The sequence below is a fragment of the Candidatus Krumholzibacteriia bacterium genome, assembly GCA_035649275.1.
Lineage (GTDB): Bacteria > Krumholzibacteriota > Krumholzibacteriia.
In genome coordinates this window covers 16,889-28,499 of record DASRJW010000050.1, presented here as the reverse complement: position 1 = coordinate 28,499, position 11,611 = coordinate 16,889, and the positions used below count along the sequence as shown (strand labels likewise).

General features: G+C 67.8%; 10 protein-coding genes. 9 read left to right on the top strand and 1 reads right to left on the bottom strand.

Annotation, left to right across the window (positions count from 1 at the left end):
* A partial coding sequence (locus VFE28_05285) for a glycosyltransferase family 39 protein (GenBank protein HZM15394.1) occupies positions 1–1,002 on the bottom strand: 1,002 nt, incomplete at its 3' end.
* Between the two features lie 131 nt (positions 1,003–1,133).
* Here VFE28_05285 and VFE28_05280 point away from each other — a divergent pair.
* The 9 genes from VFE28_05280 to VFE28_05240 all read left to right on the top strand — a co-directional run bounded on the left by VFE28_05280 (position 1,134) and on the right by VFE28_05240 (position 11,252).
* On the top strand, positions 1,134–2,888 hold the full coding sequence (locus tag VFE28_05280) for a peptide ABC transporter substrate-binding protein (protein HZM15393.1): 1,755 nt from the start codon (positions 1,134–1,136) through the stop codon (positions 2,886–2,888).
* The gene (locus VFE28_05275; protein ID HZM15392.1) at positions 2,885–3,799 is read left to right on the top strand and encodes an ABC transporter permease subunit; all 915 of its coding nucleotides are present in this window, start codon (positions 2,885–2,887) and stop codon (positions 3,797–3,799) included. The genes VFE28_05280 and VFE28_05275 overlap by 4 nt, the downstream gene beginning before the upstream one ends.
* Positions 3,796–4,671 (top strand): ABC transporter permease, encoded by an 876-nt coding sequence (locus VFE28_05270; protein ID HZM15391.1) that lies wholly within the window; start codon positions 3,796–3,798, stop codon positions 4,669–4,671. Before VFE28_05275 ends, VFE28_05270 begins: the two co-directional genes overlap by 4 nt.
* 7 nt (positions 4,672–4,678) lie before the next feature.
* On the top strand, positions 4,679–5,695 hold the full coding sequence (locus tag VFE28_05265; protein HZM15390.1) for an ABC transporter ATP-binding protein: 1,017 nt from the start codon (positions 4,679–4,681) through the stop codon (positions 5,693–5,695).
* 82 nt (positions 5,696–5,777) lie between these two features.
* Entirely contained in the window at positions 5,778–6,464 is a 687-nt protein-coding gene (locus VFE28_05260; GenBank protein HZM15389.1) for a porin family protein, read from the top strand.
* A 17-nt stretch (positions 6,465–6,481) separates the two neighbouring features.
* Positions 6,482–7,687: a glycosyltransferase gene (locus VFE28_05255; GenBank protein HZM15388.1), complete on the top strand. Its 1,206-nt coding sequence runs from the start codon at positions 6,482–6,484 to the stop codon at positions 7,685–7,687.
* Between the two features lie 41 nt (positions 7,688–7,728).
* Entirely contained in the window at positions 7,729–8,241 is a 513-nt protein-coding gene (locus VFE28_05250) for a hypothetical protein (protein ID HZM15387.1), read from the top strand.
* A gap of 209 nt (positions 8,242–8,450) precedes the next feature.
* The gene (locus VFE28_05245; GenBank protein ID HZM15386.1) at positions 8,451–9,494 is read left to right on the top strand and encodes a trypsin-like peptidase domain-containing protein; all 1,044 of its coding nucleotides are present in this window, start codon (positions 8,451–8,453) and stop codon (positions 9,492–9,494) included.
* Positions 9,495–9,752: 258 nt separating this feature from the next.
* Positions 9,753–11,252 (top strand): radical SAM protein, encoded by a 1,500-nt coding sequence (locus VFE28_05240; protein ID HZM15385.1) that lies wholly within the window; start codon positions 9,753–9,755, stop codon positions 11,250–11,252.
* Positions 11,253–11,611: the final 359 nt, after the last annotated feature.

Genomic DNA, 11,611 nt, shown 5'->3' with positions numbered 1-11,611 from the left:
GAACGGTGCGACGGCGCCCCAGACGGCGAGGACCGCCGCCGCAGCCAGCACCGGGCGGTGCCAGCGTGAACGCAAGTCAGCCACCCAGGCGAGACCGAGAAGGAGGAGGAACGGCAGCGCCGGCTGCAACAAACGCGGCTGGATGTGAATGGCGAAGAAGGGGAGTACTGCCATGTACACGACACCGGCGAGAAGGGACCGCCGCGCCCGCAATCCGTGCGCCAGGGCCCCTGGGAGCAGGAGAAGCGGGAAGAGCACGTGCAACGAGGTCAGCATCTTCCACAAGCGTGGGCCGATGTCGGCGTCGAGATCGAGCTGCCCTTGCTTCGGCGTCAAGACCCAATGGCCGATGGCGTGGCTGCTGAGAGCGGAGTACAGAATCACCGGCAAGAGGCCGGTGCCGAGCAACCGCAGCGGCAGGCGCCGAGCACCGCCAGCTTGCGCCGGCACGGTCAAGGGCACCGCGCCCGCCGCTGCCGCCGGCGACTCCCCCAGTCGCGACACCGCGCAGCCGAGGAGGAGCGCCACCGCCTCGGGGCGGACGAGGAAGGCGTAGCCGAAGAGCGCGCCGGCCGCGAGGTCGCGCCCCTTCTCGAAGAGCGTGAAGCCGAGAACGATGCAGAAAATGTAGAGCGGTTCGCTCAGGATCTCCACGTGCTGGCGCGCCACTTCCGGGTGCACGGCGAGAAAGAGGGCCGCGGCGAGCGCCCAGCGTCCCGGGAGATGGCGGCGCGCCCAGAGGTGGAAGAGCGCCACCGTAGCGGTTCCGGCGACCAGGCTCACCACGCGGCCGGCGAGCTCGAAATCCCCGGCGACGACGCGCACCAGCGCCACCACCAGCGGATATCCTGGCGGAAAACCGATCACCTGGAAATCGCCGCGCAGGAGCCGCTCGGCCTGGCGCAGATAGTAGGTGCCATCGTAGGTGAGCCCTGGCTGATGCAGCCAGAGGGCGACGCGGACCAAGAGTGCGGTGAGGGTGACGAACCAGGTGCCGGCCATGCTCCCTCGTCGGGCGAGTGTGCAGGGCCACACTATACGCGAGGCCCGTGGCTGCTGGAGCGACGCATCGGTGTGGCGACGGCTCGCAGAAGCCGTGCTATTTTGTGCGCATGGGTGGCGTGGAGAGAAGGGTGGATCGCCGCACACAAGGTCGTGCGCGCTGGCCGGCACTTGGACTGCTGCTGCTCCTCCTCGCGGTGACCATGATCCTCTGGCGCCTTCGTGGCAGCCATGGCCACGAGGTCGAGTACTTCGGCCGCACCACGCCGCCCGACGAGGAGGTCTTCCGCTTCGCCAACGGCGCCGAGCCCGAAACCCTCGATCCCGGCCTCCTGTCGGGACAGCCCGACGGGCGCGTCGCGCGCCTTCTCTTCGAGGGTCTGGTGACGCCGGACCCGGAGACGCTGGTGCCGCGCCCGGGCATGGCCAAGAGCTGGGAACTGGCGCCGGACGGCGTCACCTATCTCTTCCACCTGCGCACAGACAGTCGCTGGACGAACGGCGACCGAGTCACGGCCCACGACTTCGAGTGGTCGTGGCTGCGTTTGCTCCATCCGGACACGCCGGCGCGCTACGCCGACCTCTTCTATCTCATCCGCAACGCCAGGGCCTACAAGAAGAAGGAGATCGCCGATCCGGCGCCAGTGGGCATTCGAGCCCTCGACGACAGCACTTTCCAGGTAGTGCTGGAAGTGCCGACGCCGTACTTCCTGCAGCTGCTCACCTACCATCCCTTCCTGCCCGTGCACCGCCGCACGCTGGAGACCTGGGGCGACCGCTGGACGCACCCGGAGCACATCGTCGGCAACGGCCCCTTCCGCCTGCTGCGTCACCGGCAGAACGACCGCCTCGAGTTCGAGAAGTTCCCGGGCTATTGGGACGCGGCGCGGGTGCGCCTGCGCCGCATCGTCTGCTACAGCGTCGACGACCCGTCCACGATGCTGTCCATGTACCGCGCCGGGATGACCGATTGGAACCCGAGCGGCTATGTGCCGGCGCAAATGATCCCGTATATCCAGCACTACGCGGATTACCGCACGGGGCCGTACCTGGCACTCTACTTCTACTCCATGGTGGTGACCGAGCCGCCGCTGGACGACCCGCGCGTCCGGCGGGCCCTCGCCTATGCCATCGACCGTGAGCGCATCGCGCGCTACGTTCTGCACGGGAGTGGTGCCCCTTGGGGCAACATCGTGCCGCACGGGTTTCGCGATTACCCCTACCCCGAGGGCGTGCACTTCGATCCGGAGCGCGCCCGCCGTTTGCTCGCCGACGCCGGCTACCCGGGCGGCCAGGGCTTCCCCGCCGTCGAGCTCCTCTTCAACACCGGCGAGGACAACAAGAAGATCGGCGAGGCCGTGCAGGCCATGTGGAAGGAGCACTTGGGAATCGACTTGCGTCTTTCCAGCCAGGAATGGGCGAGCTACATGCGCGCTACCGTGGAATGCCGGTACCAGATCGCGCGGCGCTCCTGGATCGGCGACTACATGGATCCCAACAGCTTCCTCGCCATCCTCGTGACCGGGGACGGCAACAGCCGCACCCGTTGGAGCAATGCGCGTTTCGATTCCCTCGTCGCCGCCGCCGGCCGCGAGCGCGAACCGGTGCAACGGCTCCAACTCTTGGCCCAGGCCGAGGCGGTGGCGCTCGACGCCATGCCCTTCATCCCGATCTACGCTTACTGCAACCGGGAGTTCGTCGCTCCTTACGTGCGCGGCATCCATCCGACAGCGCTCGACGAGCACCCGCTCAAGTACGTCTCTCTGGCGCGGGGAGAGGACAGAATGGGGCGGGCGCACACGGGAGAAGAGCAGGCCCTGGGGAGGGCAGCCGAAGACAGCGTGGCCGTGGGTGGCGCCACGACCGGCACCGGGAGCGGGCGATGAGGACGGTGCTCACGCGCCTGCTGGCGCTCGTTCCCACGCTCTGGGCCATCGTCACCATCACCTTCTTCATCATCCGGCTGGCTCCGGGCGGACCGTTCCTCTCCGAGCGGGAGATTCCGGCGGAGGCGCGGGCGACGCTGCAAGCCAAGTACGGCCTCGACCAACCGCTCCTCGTGCAATACGGGCGTTATCTGCGCAACGCCCTGCACTTCGACCTCGGCCCGTCGTACAAGTTCCCTTCGCGCTCGGTGCGGGAGATCGTGCTCGGGGCGCTGCCGATCTCGCTCGAGCTCGGGGCCTGGGCCATGCTGCTGGCGCTCGTGGTCGGCGTGCCCATCGGCACGGTGGCGGCGCTGCGGCAGAACACCGCCTGGGACCACGGCCCCATGGCCGTGGCCATGCTCGGCGTTTCCATCCCGAACTTCATCCTGGGGCCCGCTCTCGTCTTCGTCTTCGCGCTGACGCTGCGCTGGCTGCCGCCGGCCACGTGGGGCCCGCCGCAAACCAAGATCCTGCCGGTGATCACCCTGGCAGCGATCTATGTCGCCTACGTGGCGCGGCTCGCCCGGGGCGGCATGCTCGAGGTGACGCGGGCCGACTTCATCCGCACCGCCCGCGCCAAGGGGCTGGCGGAGCACACCATCGTCTGGCGGCATGCGCTGCGTGGCGGCTTGCTGCCGGTGGTGTCCTTCCTCGGGCCCGCGATGGCGCGGGCGGTGACCGGCTCCATCGTGGTGGAGAAGATTTTCGCCATCCCCGGCGTGGGACAGTCCTTCGTCAATGGCGCGCTCAACCGCGACTACACCTTGGTCATGGGGATCGTGATCTTCTACGCCGGCTTCCTGATCGTCTTCAACCTGCTGGTCGATCTGATGTATGGCGTCCTGGACCCGAGGGTGCAGCTGGAATGAAGACTCCGAGCGACATGAAAGACGGCACGAGCTTGTGGCGCGACGCCTGGAGGCGACTCCGCCGCAATCGCGTGGCGGTGGCGAGCGGCGTCTTCCTGCTCGCCCTCGGGATCCTGGCGTTCCTGGCGCCGGTGCTCCCGGGCCTGCAGGATCCGGCGCTGCAGGACCTGGAGCTCGGCGCCACGTCGCCGAGCCGGGCGCATCTTTTCGGCACCGATGTCCTGGGGCGGGACTTGCTGTCACGCGTCCTCTACGGTGGTCGCATCAGCATGCTCGTGGGTCTGGTGGCGACGCTGGTCAGCTTCGCCGTGGGCGTGAGCTACGGTGCCGTGTCGGGCTACTTCGGCGGCCGCACCGACCAGCTCATGATGCGCGGCGTGGACGTGCTCTATTCGCTGCCCTACATGTTCCTGGTCATCCTCCTCATGGTCTACTTCAGCCGCAGCCTGGTCATGCTCTTCGTGGCGCTGGGTCTCGTGCAGTGGCTGACGATGGCGCGCATCGTGCGCGGCCAGGTGCTCTCCATCAAGCAGCAGGAGTACGTCGAAGCGGCGCGCTCCATGGGTACAGGGCCGTTCACCATCATCTTCCTGCACGTGGTGCCGAACACGCTCGGACCGATCATCGTCTATGCCACGCTCACCGTGCCGGCGGTGATGCTGCAAGAAGCCTTCCTCTCCTTCTTGGGGTTGGGCGTGCAGCCGCCCCAGGCGAGCTGGGGCACGCTGGTGAACGAGGGCGCCAGGGTCCTCGCCTTCTTCCCCTGGTTGTCGTTCTTCCCCGGGCTGGCGCTGGCGCTGACGCTCTTCAGCCTCAACTTCCTCGGGGACGGGTTGCGCGACGCGCTGGATCCGCACCTGCGGCAGGACTGAGGTGCGCATGAGTCGAGAGCCACTGAGCGCGGGCGCGGCAAGGTCAGCCACGGCAGTGCTCCGCGTGCAGGACTTGCACACGGTGTTCGACACCGAAGCTGGCGTCGTCCGCGCCGTGGACGGCGTCTCCTTCACCCTGCCGCGCGGCGGGGTTCTCGGCATCGTGGGGGAAAGCGGCAGCGGCAAGAGCGTGGCGAATCTGTCCATCCTGCGGCTGGTGCCGCAGCCGCCGGGGCGCATCGTCTCCGGGCGCATCGAGCTCGCCGGCAGCGACCTGCTCGCACTCCCCGAACGGCAGATGCGCGCCATCCGGGGCAAGCGCATCGCCATGATCTTCCAGGACCCGATGACGTCGCTCAACCCGTATCTCACGATCGGCCGACAGCTGACGGAAGTGCTGGAGGAGCACGAGGGCCTCGGCCGGCGCGCCGCCCGCGGCCGCGCCGTGGAGATGCTGGCCCGCGTCGGCATTCCCGAGCCCGAACGCCGCTTCGACGGCCATCCGCACGAGATGAGCGGCGGCATGCGGCAGCGGGTGATGATCGCCATGGCGCTCCTCGGCAGGCCCGAGGTGCTGCTCGCCGACGAACCGACGACCGCCCTCGACGTCACGGTGCAGGCGCAGATCCTGGCACTCGTGGGTGATCTGCGCCGGGAGTACGGCACCGCGGTCGTGCTCGTCACCCACGATCTCGGAGTCGTGGCGGGAGTGGCCGACGAAGTGGCGGTGATGTATGCCGGGCGCATCGTGGAACAGGCGCCAGCGGCGGCGCTCTTCGCCACGCCGCGTCATCCGTACACGCTCGCGCTCCTGCGCTCTTTGCCCAGACTCAGCGGCGACCGTGACCGGCTGCCTCCCATTCCCGGCCGGCCGCCGGACCCGACCGCGCTCGGCCCGGGCTGTCCTTTCGCCCCGCGCTGCGCCCACGTCACCGAAATCTGTCACGTGCAGTACCCAGAAGCGCGGCAGGTGGGGCCGGCACACCAGGTGCATTGCTGGGTCGATGTCGCACCTGGAGTATGATCCAGCTTGCGACGCCCTGCAGACCGTGGTATCTGCTGGGAAGCGACGTCGTGGAATGATCCTCTCGAGAAAGGATGCCGTCGTGGGAACTCGCTCGGCGCACCCCTGGGCCCGCCGGGGTCCGCTCCTCGCTTGCATCGCCGCTGGGCTCGTGCTGCTGGTGGCCGGTTCGAGCGCGAGCGCGAGCCTCCCCATTCCAGTGGGCGTCCGGGTCGGTGCCACCGTCGCCTGGCTCGGCTACGAGGACCTGGCACCGAACATCGAGACGGGTGACCGTTACGGCTACTTCGCCGCCGGGAACGTGGATTATCCGTTCACCCCCATGTTCGCCGTCGAGCTGGGACTGGCGGTCGCGGACCAGGGTGGGGAGATCAAGGGCTCGGGCACGTTCTTCAACCAGCAGGTCTCGGGTGCAGCGACGTTCAAGCTGACCTACCTGTACATCCCGCTCCTCCTCAAGGTGAGCGCGCCGGATCTCCGCATCAAACCCTTCGTGAAGGTCGGGCCCCAGTTCGGCTTTTTGCTCTCGTCCAAGATGGAGGCGGAGACAAGCCAGTTCGGGAAAATCGAAACCGACATCGACGATGACACGAAGGGGAGCGAGGTCGCCCTCTATGTCTCTGGCGGCGTGGAGTTCCCCGGACGTTATCGCAGCTTTCTCGAGATCGGCTACAGCCACGGCTTCACGGGGATCGCCGAGAGGCCTTCCCCGGTGTTCACGGATGCCAAGAACCAGGTTCTCACCGTCACCGCCGGGTTCATCTTCTAGCGCCGCGCTCGTGGGGCATGACGCCACCCGTCCCCATTCTCTTTCTTTTTCCCTCGCTGCGAGTGGGTGGTGCCGAGCGCCAGGTGGAAGCTCTGGCACGCCGGCTCGACCGGCGGCGCTGGCGGCCGCTCGTGGCCTGCCAGCACGAGCGCGGGCCGGTGGCGGAAGGGCTCGAAGCCGCCGGCATCGCCGTGCACTTGCTCTCCGGGCCGCGCCGCCTCGAGGCCGCCTTTCTCTGGCGCACTCTCGCGCTCGTCCGCCGCGAGAGAGTCCGGATCGTCCTCAGCCATGGCTTCAGCACCGGCGTGGTCGGACGTCTCGCGGCCGTGCTCGGGGGAGCGCCGGTGCGGATCGTCGCGGAACACTCGACGGGCGAGCGCGACATGACGCCGGCGAAGCACCGGGTCAACCAACTCCTCGCCCCCTTCACGAGTGCTTGGGTGGCGGTAGCGCGCGGGCAGCTCGAGTACCTAACGCAGGTGAAGCGGATTCCCCACGAGAGGATTCACGTCTTGCACAACGGCATCGATGCCGCAGCGTACGATCTCGGTGCGGAACGAGAAGCAGTGCGCTTGCGCCTGCGGGCGGAATGGGGCTTCGACGCCGAGGCGCCCGTCGCTGGCAGCATCGCCGTTATCCGCCCGGAGAAGGACTTGCAGTCCTTCGTCCGGGCCGCAGAGCTCGTCCTGCGCCAGATTCCGGCGGCGCGTTTCGTCCTGGCTGGCGACGGTCCGCTGCGCGCCGCGCTGCAGCAGCAAATCGCCGCGCTCGGTCTCGAAGGACGCTTCGTCCTTTTGGGCTGGCGGCCCGACGTGGCCGCGGTGCTCGCCGCGCTCGACGTGGCGGTGCTCTGTTCCACCGACGTCGAAACCTTCCCCCTCGCTTTCCTCGAAGCGATGGCGGCGAGCTTGCCTCTGGTCGGCACGCGGGTCGGCGGTTTGCCCGAGATGATCGAAGACGACGCGAACGGCCTTCTCGTGTCTCCTGGGCGGGAAGAAGAACTGGCGGCGGGGCTGCAGCGCCTCCTCGGCGATCTCGACACGGCGCGGCGCATGGGGGCGGTCTCACGGCGGCGCGTCGTGCAGGAGTTCGGCATCGAGCGCATGGTGGCGGGGTACGAGGAGCTCTTCGACCAGCTGCTGGGGGGGCTGACCCGGGGCGCCCCGCAACCGCACGCGGGTCGGGGTTCTCCCGGGCATGACAGAAGGCCCCCGCGATGCTAGGTTTTCCGGGAACGACGGGTCGTGGGGCGGAGGAGGTTCTCATGTCGTTCTCACCGCGGTTCCTGCATCGATTCCTGTCCATCCCGTGCTTTCTGACCCTGGTTCTGTCTGCCGCCACCGGCATGGCGCAGACCGAACAGGCGTACACCCCGGTGCAAGGGGGTAACGGGAAGTTCGGCCTGGGCTTCGTCTTCGGCGAACCCACTGGCGTGAACGCCAAGTTGTGGCAGTCGCAAACGTTCGCCCTCGATGGTGGCCTGGCCTGGTCCTTCGTCGAGGACGGCGCCACGACGATCTACGGCGATGTCCTCTGGCATCAGTTCGGTCTCCTCGATCTCGACACGGGTGCGCTGCCGCTCTATTTCGGCGGCGGGGCACGCTTCCAGTTCGGAGACGAGACGCATTTCGGCCTGCGCACCGTGGTGGGCATCGATTACCTGATGGCACGCCAGCCCTTCGATGTCTTCCTCGAGCTCGTCCCGACCTTCGATCTGGCGCCGGAAAGCGACGTCGTCTTCAACGCCGCCGTCGGTTTCCGTTACTTCTTCCGCTGAGCCGGCGCCGCGGCGCCGCCCGCCCCACCGTCGGGCCAGGGAACCATGCGGAGGCACGGGGCGTAGAGTAGAATCGAGGTAGCTCCGCACCCGGGCTCCGGGCGGGCTCTGGGAGCCGCCGAAAGTGCCGACGTGGGGGCGGAGCCGGACAGGGCTGCCTGGCCGACCCGGGCGCCTGCCACGAAGTCACGACGAAGCGCGAGGCTCCCATGAAACGACGGCGCGAGAACATCGTGCCTTTCCTCCGGCTGGCTCACACGGGCTCCGACCCGGAGAAGGCGCACGAGGCCGAGTTCGAGATTCCCCGGCCGAGCGATGCGGAGCTCCTCGACGCCTATTCCCGCGCCGTCGTGAGCGTGGTCGCTGCCGTGGGCCCGGCCGTGGTGAGCGTCCACACGGGCGCGCGTGAGCGCGGCCGCCGCCGGCCGTCGGGCACGGGTTCCGGCGTGGTCATCACCCCGGACGGCTACGTGCTCACGAATAGCCATGTCGTGCACGGGGCCGAAGCCAGCACCGCGGTCTTCGGCGATGGTCACGAAGCGCAGGCCACACTCGTCGGCGAGGATCCGGCCACGGATCTCGCCGTGATTCGCTGCGACCGCTCCGGCCTCGCCTTCGCCGAGCTCGGCGATTCGTCGACGCTGCAAGTGGGACAGCTCGTGATCGCCGTGGGCAACCCTCTCGGCTTCCAATCCACCGTGTCCACGGGAGTGGTGAGCGCCCTCGGGCGGGCGCTGCGGAGCCAAGACGGTCGACTGATCGAGAACATCGTGCAGCACACCGCACCACTCAACCCAGGGAACTCGGGCGGGCCGCTGCTCGATTCGAAGGGTCGCGTCATCGGCATCAACACGGCGATCATCGCCATCGCTCAGGGCATGGGATTCGCCGTCCCCTCCAACACGGCGAAGTGGGCCTTGCCGCAGCTGCTCGCGCACGGCCGCGTCCGGCGCGGCCGCATCGGCGTCGCCGGCCAGGATCGACCGCTCGATCGCCGCCGGGTGCGACACCACGGCCTGGCCGCGGACACTGCCGTGGAGGTTCTCTCCCTCGAGAAGGGTGGGCCCGCGGAGCGGGCTGGCCTACGCGAGGGCGATCTGATCGTGAATCTGAACGGGAGCCCAGTACGCGGCATTGATGATCTGCTGCGCTATCTCACCGAATGGCCGCTAGAGCGAGCGCTCACCCTCACTTTCCTGCGTGGTCTGGAAAAGCGGGAAGTCACCGTCCTCCCGGTCGAATACGGCTCCTGACCGGACGACCCTGCCGGCGGTAACCACAAGAGCCGCACCATAGAGGGCCACGCTCCGGAGAGGCATCAGGGAGGCCCCGGTATTCCGGGCTTTCGACCGCCTCTCGTGCTCCCGCGGCCGGGGGGGGATCGCCCCTGGGCCTATGGGTCGTTCGGCCGGAGGCCCGCACGACGGCATTGTCTGAAGACCGGGAAAGTGGGATGATCATGGCCCCAGGAGCGCGCGTACTCCTCGCTCGGGCGCTCGAGGGAGGTGCCGATGAAGGTTCTCCTAATCAGCCCGCCGCTCAACGACCTCTACTATGCCGCTCGTGTGATTATCCCGCCCCTTGGAATTCTCTACATTGGAGGCAAGCTCGAAGCCGACGGCCACGAGGTCGAGATCCGCGACATGTCCTTCTATCGTGGGTCGGAAACATACGACGGCTACGATGTGGTGGGGATCACCTGCACCACGCCGCAGTACGGGGAGGCGTTGGAATATGCCCGCAAGGCCCACGAGGCCGGCTGTCGCACGCTCCTCGGCGGCACACACGTCACCTTCACTACCCAGACGACACTCCAGCTCCCTTACGTGGACTTCGTGATCCGCGGTGAAGGGGAGCAGGCCGCGTCCATTCTCTTGCGCCAGTTGGAACAGCAGGGAAAGCGTTTCGATCCGCGCAGCGTTCCCAGCCTGTCCTGGTACGACCCGGAGACGAAGCGCGTCGTGGACAATCCACAGATCCCCGACATCCGCAGCGTGGACGACCTGCCGCGGCCGGCGCGGCACCTCCTCGACATGGAGCCGTACAAGGCCACGCGCCTGCGTGGCCGCCCGGTGACCACGATGGTCACGAGCCGCGGCTGCCCCTACAGCTGCACCTTCTGCTCCGTGCCCACGCTGTACCAGAAACGCAAGTGGCGTTCCCGCGACGTCGTCCAGGCCGTGGACGAGATGGAGCAGCTGGAGCAGGACTACGGCTTCGGCGGCGTCCTCCTCGTGGACGACCTGTTCACCACCAACGTGACGCGCGTCCACGAGCTCTGCGCCGAGATCATCGAGCGCGGTCTCGACTTCCACTGGTGGTGCCAGTCCCGCGCCGACATCCTGGTGAAGCACCCGGATCTCGTGGAGCACATGGCGCACGCGGGCTGCTCCAACGTGTTCCTCGGCCTCGAGTCAGGGAACGAACACGTGCTGAAGCACTGGCGCAAGCAGATGAAGCTGGACACCGGGGCGCGGGCCGTGGAGCTGTTGCGCCAGAACGGCATCCGCTCGCTCACGGCCTTCATCCTCGGAATGGAGATCGAGACCGAGGACGATCTGGAGCGGACCATCCAGTACGCCCGAACCCTGGATGCGCATCAGGCGCAGTTCTCCGTCCTGACGCCGTTCCCTGGCACGGAGGACTGGGACCGCAACAAGCACCGCATCTTCGACAACGACTGGTCCCATTTCACCGGGACCAAGGTAGTTTTTCACCGCGACACGCTGCCCGGCGAAGTCATCGAAGCCAAACTGCGTCGCGGCTACCTGCAGTTCTACAATCCTCTACGCCGCCTCGACAAGATCCTCGCCAATGTCCCCGGCCTGGCACCGCAGCAGCTCTGGAAGGTGTGGCGCTCGCTGCGGAACGGCAAGAGTGTGGGCATCAACCAGGACGATCCCGTGTCCTGCCAGGTCAACCTCGCCCCGCGCGACTGGGAAGCCTGGCAACGAGGCAAACCGCACTCCGAGGCCCCGGCCCCCACCGCCGCCGTGGCCGCGTCCGCCTAGTCCGCTGGATCCATCGCCATCAGGACCCCCGCCCCACCTGTGACGAGCCTCCTTGATACTCATCTCCAACCGGCCGGAAACCTCGTCGACGCAGCGCCGGAACTCCACCGGACCTGGCACTCCTCGCTTGGAGAGTGCGCCAGTGAGCGACGAGCCTTCGCCGGGCCAGTCGATTTGCGCGCGAGGCCGAGGGCGGCCTGAGGAGATCCAATGCGCGCGCGCGCCATACCCTCGACTCCATGGCAAAGGTTGGTTAAGCGCACACGCACCGCTATGAATTCTCAAGGCAGAGGTTGCAGAGTCCAGCGGTTTCATCGGTGGTGTTGCGCCCAGCCGGCGGCAGTCGTCCCGAGCGCGGT